Below are 16,037 nucleotides of genomic sequence, written 5' to 3'. Positions count from 1 at the left end.
CCCAGTTGATATTATGTCGCACTTGTAGGGGCTGCCGTAGCCAAGGAAAACCCAGAGTTATGTGCAGCAGGTGCAAGCACGTGTGCATTGCAGCTATCTACATTGAAATGTTTAGAGTTTTCGGTAAGTTCATTGCATTCGCTCCGGGGTGGGGCACAGATTGATAACGCTTTGATGTCAGGCATACGGCCGATTGGCCATTGCTATGCGTGGTTTGTAACGATTGGGACGAGTGATTAGGTGAGTTTGCAGCAGATCGACACGATGATCGACTTTGCAATTGCGCAAGTGTCTGACACGCCGGACGGCTATCGCGCCGTCGTTCGGGAGCTTGCCGACAGATGGCCGGACGTCACAGGCGCCCAGATCGTTTTCGTCCTTGTCAGCTCGGCCCATGCCATTGAAAGAGTGTTTGAAACGGCTCCGGAGCCACGGACCGAGGTGCAGCAAACCTTCCGCGTCGCCGCGTTGTTGGCCAGCGATCTTTTTGCCCTGCAAAAGCGCGGAAACTTCGCCCCGTCCGGTCGCGATTTAACGGCCTATTGGCGCGAAAGCGATCCGTTCTTCCTGAACCTTTAAGCGTAGGACGCGCGGATCGCGCGGATGTTCTCGCCATAAGGCGCAGGATCGCTGACAGAGCCGCCCTTGAACACCGCCGAGCCCGCGACCAGCACATCAGCACCAGCCTTCACCAGACCAGGAGCCGTCGCAGGCGTGACGCCACCGTCAATTTCGATATGCACCGGACGGTCGCCGATCATCGCGCGCAACTCCGCCACCTTGCCTTCCAGCGGGATGAAGCTTTGACCGCCAAAGCCGGGGTTCACGGTCATCACGCAGACCATATCCGCTACATCCAGCAGATGCGCTACAGCCGAAGCCGGCGTGCCGGGGTTCAGTGCAACCCCCGCTTTGGCCCCTGCCCCGCGGATCGCTTGCAAAGTGCGGTGAATATGTGGACCCGCCTCAACATGGGCCGTGATAATATCCGCGCCCGCCTTGGCAAAGTCGTCGATATAGGCGTCAACCGGAGAGATCATCAAATGCACGTCCATCACCGTTTTGATATGGGGTCGGATCGCCGCACAGGTCATCGGGCCAAAGCTCAGGTTCGGCACGAAATGCCCGTCCATCACATCCACATGGATCCAGTCCGCACCTTGCGCCTCGACAGCGACAATCTCGGCACCAAAATTGGCGAAATCCGCCGCCAGGATGGAAGGTGCGATTTTTACGGAACGGTCGATGGTCATGGCAGAATCCCCTGATGCGTTTACAGCCCTCTCCTAACGCGCAGGGTCTCGCTTGGGAAGGCAGGCTGCGTCTTGCAACGAACGCCCGCCCGTGCCACCTTTCGTGCTTCTCCACCCGAAGGACGCCTGACGTGAGCACCCTGACACACACCCAAACGCAGTTGCCGCAAGTGCACCTGCCCCGAAACCCCGGCATAGCGCTAGACCTCGACTGGGTCGCGCGGGTTCAGGCGAACACCTCCGCAATCGAGCGTCGAGCCGCGAGTTTGCCCGGCCGTCGCAGCGTCAAGAAGGACTATCAGGCCGCGTGGCTTCTAAAGGCCGTGACCTGCATCGACCTGACCACCTTGTCCGGAGACGACACCGAGGGCCGCGTTCGCAGACTTTGCGCCAAGGCCCGCCAGCCGATCCGTGCCGACTTGCAAAAGGCACTGGGTGTCAGTGGCATCCAGACAGGTGCCGTCTGCGTCTACCACGACATGATCGAGACCGCCGTAGACGCGCTTCAAGGCTCGGGCATCCCTGTGGCCGCCGTGTCGACAGGTTTCCCCGCCGGCCTCTCCCCCTTCCACTTGCGCGTGGCCGAGATCGAGGAAAGCGTGAAGGCTGGAGCGCGCGAAATCGACATCGTCATTTCCCGCCGCCATGTGCTGACGCAAAACTGGCAAGCGCTCTATGACGAGATGAAAGCCTTTCGCAAGGCCTGCGGCGACGCCCATGTGAAGGCCATTCTGGCAACCGGTGAGCTGGGCTCCCTTCGGAATGTGGCGCGCGCGTCGCTGATTTGCATGATGGCCGGTGCGGACTTCATCAAAACCTCAACAGGTAAGGAAAGCGTCAACGCGACGCTGCCCGTCAGCCTCGTGATGATCCGCGCCATCCGCGACTATTTCGACGCGACTGGTTTCCATGTCGGCTACAAGCCCGCAGGCGGCATCTCCAAGGCCAAGGACGCGATCACCTATCTGGCGCTCATGAAAGACGAGCTTGGCAATCGCTGGCTGCAACCCGACCTGTTCCGCTTTGGCGCGTCGTCGCTTCTCAACGACATCGAGCGTCAGCTCGAACATCACATCACCGGCGCTTACTCCGCCTCCTACCGTCACCCAATGGGCTAAAAACATGACCGTAAAAAACATTCTAGAGACGATGGACTATGGCCCCGCCCCCGAAAGCGCGTCCGAGGCGATGGCATGGCTCGACAGCAAGAACCGCCAGTTCGGTCATTTCATCGACGGCAAATTCACCCCGCCCACGCAGGACTTCACCTCCAAGAACCCCGCAAACGGCGAGGTGCTGGCAAGCCTGTCGCAAGCCCGTCAGGACGACGTGGACGCTGCCATAAGCGCGGCCCGTAAGGCGCAGAAATCTTGGGCCAAGTCCGGCCACACCCGCGCAAAATACCTCTACGCGCTGGCCCGTGCCTTGCAGAAACACGCGCGGCTGTTCGCCGTGCTGGAGACCCTCGACAACGGCAAACCCATTCGTGAGTCCCGCGACATAGACGTGCCGCTCGCCCAACGCCATTTCTACCACCACGCAGGCTTCGCCCAGCTGATGGAAGATGAACTCCCCGATCGTGAAGCGTTGGGTGTTTGCGGCCAGATTATTCCGTGGAATTTTCCCCTTCTCATGTTGTCGTGGAAAATCGCCCCCGCCTTGGCGATGGGCAATGCGGTGGTCCTCAAACCCGCTGAATACACCTCTCTGACTGCACTTCTATTTGCAGAAATTTGCGATCAGGCCGGCCTGCCCAAAGGCGTCGTGAACATCGTCACGGGTGACGGCGCGGTGGGTGAAATGATCACCGCATCCGACGTGGACAAGCTGGCCTTCACCGGCTCCACCGAGGTGGGTCGCATCATCCGCAAGGCCACCGCAGGCTCCGGCAAGGCCCTGTCGCTGGAGCTTGGCGGCAAGTCCCCCTACATCGTCTTCGACGACGCTGATCTGGACAGCGCAGTTGAGGGTCTGGTCGACGCCATCTGGTTCAACCAAGGTCAGGTCTGCTGTGCGGGTTCGCGTCTGCTGGTGCAAGAAGGCATCGCCGACACCTTTTATCGCAAACTCAAATCCCGCATGGACGGGCTGCGCATTGGCGACCCGCTCGACAAATGCATCGACGTCGGCGCAATCGTCGACCCGATCCAGCGCGCCACGATCGCGGATATGGTTGCCAGCAATGACGAAGGTGAAACCTATCAGACCACCGCGCCCGAAGGCTGCTTCTACCCCCCGACGCTGATCACCGGCCTGACCACCTCGTCAAAACTGATGCAGGAGGAAATCTTCGGCCCCGTGTTGGTTTCCACAACCTTCCGCACCCCTGCCGAGGCCGTCGCTATGGCCAACGACACCCGCTACGGGTTGGCCGCAACTGTCTGGACTGAAAACATAAATCTGGCGCTCGACATCGCACCGCAGCTCGTTGCGGGTATCGTCTGGGTGAACTCCACCAACCTGATGGACGCCGCTGCCGGCTTTGGTGGCGTGCGCGAAAGCGGCTTCGGGCGCGAAGGGGGCTGGGAAGGATTGTCCAGCTACACCAAGGCAAAAGACGCACCCAAGCCCACCAAACCCGTCACCGCATTTGAGGGCAAAGGCGGCCTGTCAGACCCGATCGACCGCACCGCGAAGCTCTATATTGGCGGCAAGCAGTCACGACCCGACGGGGGCTATTCCCGCGTGGTTTACGGCCCCAAAGGAGACGCCTTGGGCGAGGTCTCACTGGCCAACCGCAAGGACCTGCGCAACGCCGTTGAAGCCGCACACAAAGCCAAAGGGTGGAGTAAAACCACGGGCCACTTGCGCGCGCAAATTCTGTACTACCTTGCCGAAAACCTCGCCGCTCGCAGCGCAGAATTTGCCGACCGCATCAAAGCGATGACCGGAAAACAAGGCAAGGACGAGGTTGAAGGCGCGATTCAGACGCTATTCACCTATGCGGCGTGGGCGGACAAATACGACGGGCAGGTGCACGGCGTTCCGATCCGTGGTGTGGCCTTGGCCATGAAGGAGCCGGTTGGCGTTATCGCTGCCCTGTGCGACACGCGTCCCTTGGCGGGTTTGATCGAAGTCATCGCCCCCGCAATCGCGATGGGCAACCGCGTAATCGCCTCGACATCCGAGGTCTTCCCATTGGCCGCGACCGACTTCATTCAGGTTCTGGAAACCTCTGATGTGCCTGCGGGCGTCGTAAACCTGCTGACAGGAGATCACGCTGAAATGGCACCCCACATGGGCGCCCACATGGACATCGACGCTGTCTGGAGCTTCTCGGACCCAAGCCATGCCGCCACGATTGAAGCGGGCTCTGCCAGCAACATCAAGCGCACGTTGATCGCTCCCGTCCCCGGTGCTGCCAAGGCGATGCTGGACGCCGCAACCGAGGTGAAAAACATCTGGGTGCCCTACGGCGAGTGAGACATTGCCCCGCTACTTGCGGGGCTTGCTTTTCCAACTGTCGAGCCATGCGCGGAACCCCGTGCGTCGCTCATCCGCGTAGTCGTCCACTGCGTCCCAAGTCTCCCCTACACTGTCGGTAATCGGGTCGATCTTGGAGCGTTTGAACCATTGCAACATGCGGAAAATGCCGAGGCAGATACCCGCAAGAATGACTAGGATGATGATGTTCAGCCAAGGGATCAGCGTCGCATCCGGATCATCCGTCGGGCGAATACCAACAGCGTTCGGGAAGATCGAGTAGAACTCGTTGCGCCAGCCGTAATGCGTCAACACCGCCCATTGCGGGGCCGCCTTGGTCGAAATCAGATCCGCTGCCTCGGTTTGCAGATTCTTGGTGTCAAACTTGAAATAGGGGGGCCATCCCCAGCCCGTGTCTTCATTGCGGTAAACCATAGGCTTGCCGTTTTGCCGGATCGTCTGGATGAACAGCACGTCGCGGTTGGTTCCGGTCACGTCACTGCCGGAATCACCCGACGCCCAGAACCACGAATTTTCGCCATAGTCGATGCGTTGCTCGAATGTGCCAACAACCCGCACCACATCACGCTGCGGCATGGTGTAATGCAGCACCGAAAGCACAAGCAGCCAGAAAATCAGAACAACGGCGTATTTGACCCAACGCAGCATGGCTTAGGCTCCTTATTGAAAGTTGACCACGTAGACCAGCACAGCGATCACGAGGTAAGGCACCACGAAGACGCCAAGTATAAGTTTGCGACGCAAGGAGCCGTCGTATTCCGCAAGCCCCTGCTCGATGAACGCATCGCGGTCGCCCTCGCGCACCTCTTCGTCCCACTCCTCGGCCAGCTTGCCGCGGCGCACAGAGCGCGACCACGCCGACAAGATGAAATAGACGATCAGCATCACGATGAACGCGACCAGCGACAGACGTAGAATGGCGAATATCATCGTGTCCTCCTCACGGCGCCCCAAGGTCCGACCACTTCGACAACGTCGCGCGGTGCAGATTGCAGCGGCTCTTCCATAGGCGCGTCACCACTCCCGAACAAGGCCTCGCGCGCGCCAGCTTTGTCGACCTGATACTCCCTTGCAAGGAAATCAGCCACAAAAGCCTTCTTTTGGTCCGGCCAGCTGCGGTAACGGGCGTAAAACAATTCCTTGTGGCAAATGAACAATTGCCGCACGTCCAGAAGTGACAGCTCTGACAGCAACATATTCACCAAGTCACGGTCCTTATGCGGCTTGGCCCTAAGCGTGTAGAAATAGGCGGGATCATTGGACGAGATGCGCGGCCACGCCCCGCCCCCTTCCGCCCAGCGCAACAGCTTGCCCAGAGTGTGAAACTCCGGCGGCAGCAGGTCCGAATAGCGCCGCGCCAAGGAACGCAGGTCGGTCCGGCGCACTTGGCTCAGGTCGGCCTCCATCGTGGCGGCCACATCCACGACGATGAAATCCAGCTTCTGGCGCAGGATCGCCACCGCATCCACGCCGCGCGCCTTGACGATAGGTTCCACCAGTTCGTTGTCGTCCAGAAACTTGGCGATCTTCGTGCGCTCCGACGCGCCAATGGCCGCCCCGCCCTTACCCACCGGCAGATTGCCAAGATCATCCTCGGACATGGAAATCACCGCAGGCTTTTCCACATCGCGAAACGCGTAAAGCCCGCCGAAATGCGAGGTCCAGAAGTTCTCTTGCTCGTAGTCCGCGTGCCCCAACTTGATCGGCACCCGCGTCACGTCGCCGGTTTTGTGGGCCAGCTTGATCATATCCGCGATCAGCACATCGTCCCACCACGCGTCGTCGCGCGCACGGAATTCCGCGATCATCCCGTCCAGTTTCCCCGCATCCGCCACCACGCCGGAGGTCGTGTCGGCCTCCACCCGTATCTTGCGAATGTCGAACAAATGCGCGGGCTTGGTCACGCTGTAGACCGAGTTCACCAACTCCCCCGCCACCGCGTCCCGCGCGGTCAAGGCGAACAGCTGCGCCTCGTTGGCGTCGATGAACTGCCGCAATATACCGCGCGAGGTGGAGAACTTGGCCTCCAGCAAAGGCGCGGTTTTCTGCTCGATCGAGAGCAGAATAAACTGCCGGTTGCAGCCCTTGGGGTTCAGATACAGATGGTCGCCCAACTCTTCCCCCACCTCCGGCGCGTAGCCGGAGATATCGACGTGGAAATCCGTCAGCGCCGTTTCCTTGCCCGTCAGATGCTTGAGCGCACGGTTATAACGGTCCGCCATCGCCTGCCCGTTCACATGGAACAGGTTGCCATACATCAGGCCCTTTTCGATCAAGCGCATCATTGGTCAGGCCCCTCCGTCCCATCGCCGCGGCGATAGATTAACAAGTAACTAAACAGCGCCCCTACCCATATGGCGATGCAGAACATGATCGACAAGCTCAGGAACATCTCCCCGAACCCCTCCGTATGCCCCGCGTAATTCGCCCCCGAGGGCGTAAGCGCGCCGAACAGGTAGGCCGTCACCGCCCATGCGAGCAGGATCGGGGCGACGAGGATGGGGAGGAGGAGCTTACGCATGGTTTCCCATGTTCTTCGTTAGTTCATCAGGCTGTGCCCACATTGAACGGTCTTCTAAGGCTTCCTTCAAAACCTTTTTCAACAGCGGCAGCTTTAAATCGTGAAGAACCCACTCGATCATCGCTTCGCTACCTTCAATGTTCGCCTCTCTTATGATCACGTCCACTTGACTTAAACAAGCAAACCAAGAAACTGGGGGCTCAGGAGCAAGCACCGCACAGTTTTTTTCAGTACGATGTTTGATAACCAAATTACGAGTTTTGTCGATTTTCTCAGCCCATTCTGTTGGCCCCATTCCGGTGATATGCGTACGAATTCTTGATCCCGAACTTGCATTTAAAAAGGGTATCGTGGTCCGCTTACCCCGGTCCCCGGGAGTTGCCTCGAATTTGAACTCCATAAATGCCATATCCTTCAACGACGATCTAAGAACCTCGTACATGGCCCTAATCTTCGCATCCGCAGCAGCTTGGTCACGTCGCACGTTTTCCGCAGTTAATAATTTCGTTTGCTCCTCCTGCGTCTCGCGCATCCGCTCTAGTTCTTCTCGCTGATACGAAAGCTCACGTCCTTGCATCAGCACAGTCACGATAATCCATAGGAAGGCCAACGACCCTGCGAGACCCGCGAGGGTATCTCCCTTTTCGTTCGGCGGAGACTTTAGGAAGGCTTCATAATTAGTTTGACAAATGGTCTCTTCATTGACGGTTCTACAAAGCGGCTGCACCGCAAGGTAGGAGCACGTCAAGATAAAAAGTCCTGTCAGACTGAAGCCGAGCATGACAAGTCCACGACTGCTCACCCCTTCTTCTCCAAATACCGCCGCTTCGCTTCCTCATTCAGCCCGAATTCCCGCACCATATTGGCAATCGCCACCTCGTCCGACTTGTCGGCATAGCGGAATTCGCTATCGGCGTAGCGGTTGATTTCCTGGATCACCATGTCGACCGTGATCGGCTGGCGCAGCTCCTCGATCATGCCCTTCTTTTCGTCGTAGGATTTGAACAGGAACAGGTCCGGCTCCTCCATCCATTCGTCCGGCAATTCGAAGTCCATCGCCCGCACCTTCACGGCGTCGGTGATGTTCTTGATCGCGCGGCCGGTGAAACGGTGGTCAGCCTCCTGGATGCCTTTCAGATACGTCCCCAGCTTGGCAATCGTATCGAGCGAGCCGATGTCTTTGGACACCTTCTCATAGACCCTGAGCAGCCCGTCTTCATGCGGTTTCGAGTGCCCCTCGAACGACGCGGCGACGGCCTTCTTGATTTCCTGCGCGGCGAAGACCGTGTGGTCGCCCAAGGGGATGTCGTGGTTCTTGCCCATCAGCAGCGCCAGAATGTCGATGTAGTCGTCGCGCGAGATCGGCCCGTCTACAAGGAACCGCGCCCCAGCCCGTTGGCGCAAGGCGTCATCCACGTTTTCGGGGTAGTTCGAGAACATCCCAAACGTGCAATTCCCGCGCACCACGGTGTTTGCCCCCGCGAAACTCTCCATCAGCACGGCGGTAATCTCCAACTGTCCCGCGCTCGACTGCCGGTCGCCGCGTTTGCCCGCCAGCTGGTCAATATCATCAATCGTGCCGAACCCGATCACATTCGGGTCGATCACGTTGTTGATGAACGCCTTGGCGTTCTGGCCGGACTTGCCTTGATAGCTGTCGATATTGTCGGTGCTCAGGTTCTGGTAGCGGAACGGATAGCCCGCCGTCTCGCAATAGCCCGAGACCAGACCCGCCATCATCTGGATCAGCGTCGTTTTCCCCGTCCCCGGCGCACCGTCGCCCATGAAGGTGAAGATGAAGCCGCCAAGCTCCGCAAACGGGTTCAGCTTACGGTCGAAGTCGTAGGCCATCAGCATCTTGGCCAGCTTCATCGACTGGTATTTGGCGATATGGTTGCCGACGACCTCGTTGGGTTTTTTGAAGGTCATCGTCAGCTTGGTGCCCTTGGCCGCATGGGCGGGCGTGAAGCCGTTGATCGTGAGGTTGTCCGCTTCAACGCGGTAGGAGGCCGAGTTAAACGCCTGCAAGCGCGGCGCGTTCTGGGCGCGCAGGGCGACCTTTTCCATCACCTGCTCGGCATAGGCCAGCACGGTCGCGACCAGCTTGGCGTCGTCGCTGGCGAACAAGGTCAGGTCTTGGTCCAACTCCCACAGCGCGCCATGTAGCGCCAGTTGTGCGTTGTCGGACAGGATTTCCTCAACCGCGCCGATTTCCACCGACGCCTCGCTGGCTTGCGACGCCAGCAGGAACGACGTGGCATTGGCGAAGGTGAACAACACCGCCAGCGCTTCCGCCGCCAACAATTCGCCGAACTCAGCGCGGCGGGCTTCCGCGACGCGGCCTGCGAGGTTTTCCTTCTTCAATTCCGCCAGACCCGTGGCTTCCGAAAACGCTTCGCCCGTCGCCAAGGCAATCGCCAAGGCGCGGCGGATGCCATGCAGCACGCTGGCCTGCGCGGCGGAGGGCAATACATCCTCGCCCACGCCTTCCACCCGCTCGATCAGCCGTACGCCCTCAGGCCGCGCGGTGGAGCGGGTTACCAGCCCCGGCGTAGTCGACCGGAACCGGCGGCGCGTGCCCAGCCCGGCGGATTTCTCCGCCTGCGGGGCCTCTTTCGCCTTTGCGATGCGCGGCGTGTGATCCACGCCTTCCAGCATCGCCACCGCCGCCGCGTAATGCTTGCGGATGTCGTCTTCGGTCAATTCCATCAAATCGGCTGATTGGCTCATTCTATCTCCGTTGGCGGGTAAACCCCCGCCCTATCTGTAAGAAACAACACGCCCCGCAGGGCTAACAACGAACTTGCGCACGTCATGAAATCCGGCCGGGTTCTTCTCGGCCAGCACCTGAAACGGGCGTTGCGGCAGAATGATCGAGCGTTCGATGCTCGTCGTCCCCGTCTCTGCCCCGCGCCCGCCAAACGGGTCGAGCTTGAAAATCTCGCGCTCGACCGAACTGAACCAGCCCTTCTTCTCCATCTCTGTGCGCTCGGAATGAAGGTCCTCGACCGTCCATGCCAGCGTCCAATCCTCACCCACGGGGCCTTGCGCTTCTTCCAAAACCTCGCGGATCGGGCCGGATTGTTGCGTGAAGGCGGACGAATACATCGGCCCCACATGAATGCGCCGCAGCCGCTTGGGGTGCAGGTCATCGAAGTCGCGGTCGAACCCTTGGGCGATGGTCAGCAGCTTCAATCCAGCCGATCCTTGCGCGGTCAGATGCGCCTGTGCCTCGGGCCAACGCCGCGCGTCTTTGGGCAGGGCCACATCGCCTGTGTCCTCAACATCCATCATGTAGATCGTCGGCACGTTTTGCTGGCTGTCATAGACCGCCCAATGCAGCATATAGGTCCGGCGGTCCTCTTTGTTGCCGGTCCATAGCGCCTGCGGGTCATTGGTCGCCCAGAACAATTCGCTGGTTTGCAGCTGTTGGTAATACAGCCGTTGGGTCATGGCATATTGAAGCTTGGTCGGCACGGTCAAATCACCCACGATCTGGCGCACCATTTCGTCTTTCAATTCCTCAACCGAGCGCATGCCCGCCAGATGTTTATCCGCCTGCTGCGCATCATTGGCCATTTTCATCAGTTCGGCAAAGATCGGAAAGCCGCTCTCATGGTGATCAATCGATAGCGACCCAAAGAACACGCCCGTGTCGCGCCCTGTCAGCAAATACTTATGGCTCAGCGCACGGAAGCTGCGCGCGATGCGGGTTACATACTCGGATATGATCCCGACATCAGTTTTGGAGAACGTGCGCTCCACCTCCATCTCGGCGGCAACACGGGCCAGATGGCCGGTGATCCGCTCGAACTTGGCAAAGTAGCGCCGCGCCGCGAGGTCGTCCGTCAAACCGGAGTGGTCTTGGGTGAGGTTTAGGTCTTCAGTCATGACTTGACCTTAGAAAAGTACCAACGAACATCCTGACGCATCAAGAATGCCCGACCGGTGATAAACTCGAAAACCCGACCGAAGCTAACTTCTGCCGCCTTCTGGAACACCAAACCAGCCATTCCCCAAACACCAAAGATACAGGGATAGACAAAACGCGCGACAAACCAAAAGAAGAACACACCCCAGAAAATAAACGCAGGCGCGATAATCAGCCACTGAATCAAGGTATTTTCAGTAACTGAAAAAGCAATCACTGCGGATAGGATCCAAGGGATTGTCACTACGAACACTGCAATAACGTAAATAACGAGAACAGTGATCCAACTCACGATGGTCAAAATCACTCCATTGAGCCAACGTAACATCAAGCCCCATACAAGTTCTTGTCGTGCTTCTCGACGATCTTCTCGAACCGTCGCGCAAAACGTTCATCCGCCTTCGCCTTCTGTTCCAAAACTTTGCGGGCGAAGACCATTTGATCCTCATGGGCTTCCATCATCTCGGTCATGCGGGCGTTCGTCGCCGCCCCGATACCGGCCATGGCGGACTGCGCCTCCTGGTCGGTTTTGACGCCGATTTCGTTGATCTTATGGGCCACGTCTTGCTGTTGCGCGGTCTTCAAGGATTTGGTCAACGCATCGTAAAGGACCACGCGCTGCTTGGTGTCGGTTTCCAGCTTGTTGATCAGCACCATTTGCGTCGCCGCTTGGTTCTGCAAGCTGTCGATCCAAGTTTTGCCCTGCTCGATGTAGCGCTCCAAGGTTTGGGACTTGGCAAGCTTCACTTGTTCGGCCTGCACCTTTTCGTTGTACTCGGAGTTCAGGCCCGCCAGCTCGGTCTCCAGCTTGGTGCGCGCAGCCGCGTCTTGCTCGACGGAGATTTTGTTTTCCAACTCGATGATCTTCGGGTCCATCGCCACGATCTCGGCGCGTAGGGTTTCCAGCTCGCCCACAGTGAATTCGCGGTCGTCCAGCGTGACGGTCAGGTTGCCTTCAACCTTTTCCTTTTGCTCATTGAGCATCGCCAGCTGACCTTGCAACAGCGCCACAATGGTGTCGGACTTGCCGATCAGGTCTTGCAGTTTATCGTCAATCGACGCGGTGCGCATACGTTCTTGGCGCAGGCTTTCGGATTTACCCTTCGAGAAGATGCCAACGAAGCTTTCCCAGCCCGTCTTGTCGCGCATGGCGGAAAAGTCTTCGGAGAAGCCGGAGGTCACGTCGTCCAGCCCCATAATCAACTCGGCAATATTTGCGTCCATGGCGGCGGTGTGCGCGTGAACATCCTCCAGCGAGGCGTTCTCGATGTCCAATTCCAGCACGTCGCCCGCTTCAATCTTGGCGCGCGCGCTTTCGATCTTGCTTGTCATTTCAGCAATTTTCGCTTGCGCTTCAGCTACTTGCTCTTGGCTTTCACGGACTTGCGCGTCAAAATTGGCCATAGATAATATCCCCTCGTTCAAATGTTATTACCATTTACATAATGGCAGGAATTTCAGTTTTAAAGAGTTTGCCACGCCAAACCCGCCCCGCGCCATAGGAAAAAGGGCGCGGCGGGCAAATTAGCCAAGTGCCGCCTTCATCATCGGGCTATCCGCGTCCCGCAATCCGTCGATCACATCAAAATGGTGCCGCCCGGGCAGGATCATCTGCTTTGCGTCCCATGCCTCCGACAGCCAGCGGGATTGATCCAGAAAGACGGGACGTTCCTGCGCGCCGACCACGACCGTCACCGGTACGTCCAGCGGCTTGCCCAATGCGGGGCTTTCCGCCTCGGCCTCTGCCGCATCAAGACGCAGCGTGTCGTTCATGGTCAACGGGATCAACGGGCGCAGGTCCGAGACGGGAGAGATCGACAGCACATGAGACAAGCGCGCCGCGACCGCGTCGGGCAACACCCCCGCCATCGCCATCCGCGCCACCAGATGCCCGCCCGCCGAGTGACCTGCCAGCACGATCGGGCCATCTACCCGTGCCGCCAACGCGGTGACGGCCTGCGCGATATGGGCGGTGATTTCGCTAATCCGCACCTCCGGCGCCAGCGGGTAGCCCGGATGCGCAATCGCCCAACCAGCGTCGAAGGCCCCTTCCCCAAAGCAGGTCCAGTCGTCCTTGTGCCGTTGCAGCCAGTAGCCACCATGCACAAAGACGAACAAGCCCTTGGCAGCACCTTCAGGCCGGATCAGATCGAACTTCGCCCGCGGGTTTTCCCCATAGGCCACGCCATATTCACCCGCATGCGCGTCCCGAAACGCCGCCGACGCGGCCTCCCACGCATCTGCATAGCTTTGGGCATCAGGAATAAATCCACCGTTTTCATATTCCAAATCAAGCTCTTGTCGGGTTTTCACCATTTTTCTCAACTTTTTTCCAAGGATTGACGCCGCCCATGCGTCCTACCATCACTATGCGTATGAAAACCAGCGACGAGGCCTTGGCGCAAGCCGCCAGTGACGGGGACAGCGAGGCGTTTGGCCTGCTGGTCCGACGCCACTACGACCGGTTGTTCCGCCTGTCATGGCGGTTAACGGGGCATAAAGCCGATGCCGAGGACCTGACCCACGATATTCTCGCCGCCCTGCCAGCCAAGCTGCGGGGCTTCCGCTCCGACGCCAAATTTACGACGTGGCTCTACCGCGTCACGCTGAACGCCGCCACCGACTGCGCCCGCAAGGCGCAACGGCGCGTAAAAGCCCGCGACGGCTGGGGGCAGGACTACACCCGCCGCGCAGCCGAGGCCGCAGAAACCGCGCAGGCTCAGGATTGGTTAACCAATGCGATGCGCGCCTTGCCAGCGGAGCTGCGCGAGACTGTGGCGTTGACACTTGGCGAGGATTTGACCCAAGCCCAAGCCGCCGAGGTCATGGGCCTGTCAGAAGGAACAATCGCGTGGCGCATGTCGGAAGTGAAGCGCCACTTGCGTGAAATGGCCACAGAGGAGGCCAGATAGATGCCCGAATTTAAAGATGAACTAGACAAGCTCCGCGCCGCCCTGCGCGACGCAACTCCCGCGCCGGATGAGGCTTCGAAGGAGGCGGCATTACGCGTGGCCGAAAAAAATTTCGCCAATCTCCAAGGATCGGCCACCGCCGTACGTCCTACAGATATCAACCCCGAGCGGGCAGGATTTCTGAAAGGACTTGGACAGATGTTTATGAAACCGAATTTGAAGCCGATGATGTTGGCGACATCCTCGCTGGTGATAGTGGGAGTTGGCACAGTGCTGGTAACCCGGCAGCCTGCCCCTCCAATTCAGCCCGCCACCGTCGTGGAGAAGGTGGTCGCAGAGCCTCCCGCACCTGCATCGCCAGCCGTTGCAGATATGGAGGCAGACGATGCCACCACGGGGCGTCTCATGTCCCGCTCGTCCGGAGTGAAACGCATGAAACTGGACGAGGCTCCGGCACCCATCTCTGGCGCTAGACAACCCGCCCCGCAGGCGATGGCGGAAAGCACGCAATCCATCGCGACCAACGGCGCGTTCCGCGACCGCCTGCCCCAACCACAGATCGCCCAATCGCGAGACCAATTCCCTGACGCCACACCAAACCCGTTGAAGGTCACCTCCGAGGAGCCAGTTTCGACTTTCTCCATCGACGTGGACACCGCCAGCTATTCGTGGCTACGCTCCAGCCTGTCGCGTGGCCAATTGCCGGACCCCAAATCCGTGCGCGTCGAGGAGTTGGTGAACTACTTCCCCTATGCCTACCCCGTCCCAGTGGGTGACGTGCCGTTCCAGCAAACCGTGACGGTGAGCGAGACGCCATGGAATCCCGACACCCAGTTGATGCATATCGCCATTCAAGGCGCGCAGGTGACCGAGCGCCCACCGCTTAATCTGGTGTTCCTGCTGGACACCTCCGGCTCGATGCAGGACGCGAACAAGCTGCCTTTGCTTGTGCAAAGCTTCCGCCTGATGCTGGGTCAACTGCGCCCCGAGGATGAGGTGGCGATCGTCACCTATGCGGGCTCCGCTGGCACGGTTCTGGAGCCCACCAAAGCGTCCGAGCGTCGCAAGATCGAGGACGCCCTGCTGCGCCTCTCCGCAGGTGGCTCTACCGCTGGCGGTGAAGGGCTGCGGGCGGCCTATGCCTTGGCAGACCAGATGAGCCGCGACGGCGAGGTGTCCCGCGTCCTGCTTGCCACGGACGGGGATTTCAACGTCGGGATGCAATCCAACGCAGAGTTGAAAGGCTTCGTGGAGCAGAAGCGTAAATCCGGCACCTACCTGTCGGTGTTCGGCTTCGGGCGTGGCAACGTAAACGACGCCTTAATGCAAACGCTGGCACAGAACGGCAACGGTCAGGCCGCCTATATCGACACTCTGGCCGAAGCACAGAAGGTGCTGGTGGATCAGTTGTCCGGCGCGATGTTCACCATCGCTCAAGACGTCAAAATTCAGGTGGAGTTCAACCCCGCAACCGTCGCCGAATACCGGTTGATCGGCTACGAGACCCGCGCGCTGAAACGCGAGGATTTCAACAACGACAAAGTTGACGCCGGAGAGATCGGCGCAGGCCACACCGTGACCGCCCTCTACGAGGTGACGCCCGTCGGCTCCGACGCCGTTCTGACCGACCCGCTGCGCTTTGGCACCGTCGCGGCGGATGGCAATACCTCCGATCTGGCCTTCCTGCGCCTTCGCTACAAAGAACCCGGCGCGACGCAAAGCAAGTTGCTGGAAGAAGTCGTGCCGGTCGGCTCAGGCGACGCAGGCTCCGAGGCTGCGTTCAGCGCAGCTATCGCGGGGTTCGGGCAACTGCTGCGCGGCAACACAGCACTTGGCGAGTGGGGATATTCCGACGCCATTGCGCTGGCCAATGCCAACAAGGGCAATGACGAATTCGGCTATCGCGCCGAAGCCGTAAAGCTGATGCGATTGGCGCAGAGCTTGTCACAAAATTAACCCCGAAAAGCAAAAAGCCC

At 59.3% G+C, this 16,037-nt stretch carries 16 protein-coding genes; 5 read left to right on the top strand and 11 right to left on the bottom strand.

What is annotated here, in order from left to right; genetic code table 11:
- Window positions 1–240 precede the first annotated feature (240 nt).
- Entirely contained in the window at window positions 241–579 is a 339-nt protein-coding gene (locus tag BUB72_RS07735) for a hypothetical protein (protein ID WP_073142479.1), read from the top strand.
- Here BUB72_RS07735 and rpe read toward each other — a convergent pair.
- Window positions 576–1,253: a ribulose-phosphate 3-epimerase gene (rpe, locus tag BUB72_RS07730; protein WP_073142477.1), complete on the bottom strand. Its 678-nt coding sequence runs from the start codon at window positions 1,251–1,253 to the stop codon at window positions 576–578. The genes BUB72_RS07735 and rpe overlap by 4 nt on opposite strands.
- Window positions 1,254–1,384: 131 nt before the next feature.
- On the opposite strand from rpe, the gene deoC reads away from it, so the two are divergent.
- Together deoC and BUB72_RS07720 are read left to right on the top strand one after the other, a co-directional pair.
- Window positions 1,385–2,371, top strand: a complete 987-nt coding sequence (gene deoC, locus BUB72_RS07725) for a deoxyribose-phosphate aldolase (RefSeq protein ID WP_073142475.1) — start codon at window positions 1,385–1,387, stop codon at window positions 2,369–2,371.
- A gap of 4 nt (window positions 2,372–2,375) precedes the next feature.
- Window positions 2,376–4,676, top strand: a complete 2,301-nt coding sequence (locus tag BUB72_RS07720) for an aldehyde dehydrogenase family protein (protein WP_073142472.1) — start codon at window positions 2,376–2,378, stop codon at window positions 4,674–4,676.
- A gap of 12 nt (window positions 4,677–4,688) precedes the next feature.
- Here the strand turns inward: BUB72_RS07720 and BUB72_RS07715 are convergent, their stop codons facing one another.
- The 10 genes from BUB72_RS07715 to BUB72_RS07670 all read right to left on the bottom strand — a co-directional run bounded on the left by BUB72_RS07715 (window position 4,689) and on the right by BUB72_RS07670 (window position 13,465).
- A complete protein-coding gene (locus BUB72_RS07715) occupies window positions 4,689–5,342 on the bottom strand; it encodes a DUF1523 family protein (RefSeq protein ID WP_073142955.1) in 654 nt (217 codons plus the stop codon).
- Window positions 5,343–5,357: 15 nt separating this feature from the next.
- Window positions 5,358–5,627: a hypothetical protein gene (locus BUB72_RS07710; RefSeq protein WP_342742152.1), complete on the bottom strand. Its 270-nt coding sequence runs from the start codon at window positions 5,625–5,627 to the stop codon at window positions 5,358–5,360.
- Window positions 5,624–6,982: a DUF6638 family protein gene (locus BUB72_RS07705; protein ID WP_073142469.1), complete on the bottom strand. Its 1,359-nt coding sequence runs from the start codon at window positions 6,980–6,982 to the stop codon at window positions 5,624–5,626. Before BUB72_RS07705 ends, BUB72_RS07710 begins: the two co-directional genes overlap by 4 nt.
- Complete coding sequence (locus BUB72_RS07700; RefSeq protein WP_073142466.1) at window positions 6,979–7,218, bottom strand: hypothetical protein; 240 nt, start codon at window positions 7,216–7,218, stop codon at window positions 6,979–6,981. Before BUB72_RS07700 ends, BUB72_RS07705 begins: the two co-directional genes overlap by 4 nt.
- Window positions 7,211–7,999, bottom strand: a complete 789-nt coding sequence (locus BUB72_RS07695) for a hypothetical protein (protein WP_073142464.1) — start codon at window positions 7,997–7,999, stop codon at window positions 7,211–7,213. The genes BUB72_RS07700 and BUB72_RS07695 overlap by 8 nt, the downstream gene beginning before the upstream one ends.
- 17 nt (window positions 8,000–8,016) lie before the next feature.
- A complete protein-coding gene (locus BUB72_RS07690; protein ID WP_073142462.1) occupies window positions 8,017–9,948 on the bottom strand; it encodes an ATP-binding protein in 1,932 nt (643 codons plus the stop codon).
- 30 nt (window positions 9,949–9,978) lie between these two features.
- A complete protein-coding gene (locus tag BUB72_RS07685; RefSeq protein WP_073142459.1) occupies window positions 9,979–11,109 on the bottom strand; it encodes a hypothetical protein in 1,131 nt (376 codons plus the stop codon).
- A complete protein-coding gene (locus BUB72_RS07680) occupies window positions 11,106–11,441 on the bottom strand; it encodes a hypothetical protein (protein ID WP_175549132.1) in 336 nt (111 codons plus the stop codon). Before BUB72_RS07680 ends, BUB72_RS07685 begins: the two co-directional genes overlap by 4 nt.
- A 35-nt stretch (window positions 11,442–11,476) precedes the next feature.
- On the bottom strand, window positions 11,477–12,553 hold the full coding sequence (locus BUB72_RS07675; protein ID WP_073142455.1) for a coiled-coil domain-containing protein: 1,077 nt from the start codon (window positions 12,551–12,553) through the stop codon (window positions 11,477–11,479).
- Window positions 12,554–12,673: 120 nt separating this feature from the next.
- Window positions 12,674–13,465 (bottom strand): alpha/beta hydrolase, encoded by a 792-nt coding sequence (locus tag BUB72_RS07670; RefSeq protein ID WP_073142452.1) that lies wholly within the window; start codon window positions 13,463–13,465, stop codon window positions 12,674–12,676.
- Between the two features lie 59 nt (window positions 13,466–13,524).
- Here BUB72_RS07670 and BUB72_RS07665 point away from each other — a divergent pair, with 59 nt between their 5' ends.
- Together BUB72_RS07665 and BUB72_RS07660 are read left to right on the top strand one after the other, a co-directional pair.
- Window positions 13,525–14,061: an RNA polymerase sigma factor gene (locus BUB72_RS07665; RefSeq protein WP_073142952.1), complete on the top strand. Its 537-nt coding sequence runs from the start codon at window positions 13,525–13,527 to the stop codon at window positions 14,059–14,061.
- Window positions 14,062–16,017 carry a vWA domain-containing protein gene (locus BUB72_RS07660; RefSeq protein WP_073142450.1) on the top strand — a complete coding sequence of 652 codons (1,956 nt, stop codon included), beginning with the start codon at window positions 14,062–14,064 and terminating at the stop codon, window positions 16,015–16,017.
- The last annotated feature ends 20 nt before the right edge of the window (window positions 16,018–16,037 follow it).

Source organism: Litoreibacter ascidiaceicola (genome assembly GCF_900129235.1).
Classification (GTDB): Bacteria; Pseudomonadota; Alphaproteobacteria; order Rhodobacterales; family Rhodobacteraceae; genus Litoreibacter; species Litoreibacter ascidiaceicola.
The sequence above is the reverse complement of the archived record's forward strand: the minus strand, read 5'-3'. Positions and strand labels throughout refer to the sequence as shown.

What these genes read in the sequence shown, in the direction of transcription:
- BUB72_RS07710 (WP_342742152.1), bottom strand. Translation starts at nt 5,627, where the DNA reads ATGATATTCGCCATTCTACGTCTGTCGCTGGTCGCGTTCATCGTGATG.
- BUB72_RS07690 (WP_073142462.1), bottom strand. Translation starts at nt 9,948, where the DNA reads ATGAGCCAATCAGCCGATTTGATGGAATTGACCGAAGACGACATCCGC.
- BUB72_RS07675 (WP_073142455.1), bottom strand. Translation starts at nt 12,553, where the DNA reads ATGGCCAATTTTGACGCGCAAGTCCGTGAAAGCCAAGAGCAAGTAGCT.
- rpe (WP_073142477.1), bottom strand. Translation starts at nt 1,253, where the DNA reads ATGACCATCGACCGTTCCGTAAAAATCGCACCTTCCATCCTGGCGGCG.
- BUB72_RS07720 (WP_073142472.1), top strand. Translation starts at nt 2,376, where the DNA reads ATGACCGTAAAAAACATTCTAGAGACGATGGACTATGGCCCCGCCCCC.
- BUB72_RS07685 (WP_073142459.1), bottom strand. Translation starts at nt 11,109, where the DNA reads ATGACTGAAGACCTAAACCTCACCCAAGACCACTCCGGTTTGACGGAC.
- BUB72_RS07665 (WP_073142952.1), top strand. Translation starts at nt 13,525, where the DNA reads ATGAAAACCAGCGACGAGGCCTTGGCGCAAGCCGCCAGTGACGGGGAC.
- BUB72_RS07660 (WP_073142450.1), top strand. Translation starts at nt 14,062, where the DNA reads ATGCCCGAATTTAAAGATGAACTAGACAAGCTCCGCGCCGCCCTGCGC.
- BUB72_RS07695 (WP_073142464.1), bottom strand. Translation starts at nt 7,999, where the DNA reads ATGCTCGGCTTCAGTCTGACAGGACTTTTTATCTTGACGTGCTCCTAC.
- BUB72_RS07700 (WP_073142466.1), bottom strand. Translation starts at nt 7,218, where the DNA reads ATGCGTAAGCTCCTCCTCCCCATCCTCGTCGCCCCGATCCTGCTCGCA.
- BUB72_RS07670 (WP_073142452.1), bottom strand. Translation starts at nt 13,465, where the DNA reads ATGGTGAAAACCCGACAAGAGCTTGATTTGGAATATGAAAACGGTGGA.
- BUB72_RS07705 (WP_073142469.1), bottom strand. Translation starts at nt 6,982, where the DNA reads ATGATGCGCTTGATCGAAAAGGGCCTGATGTATGGCAACCTGTTCCAT.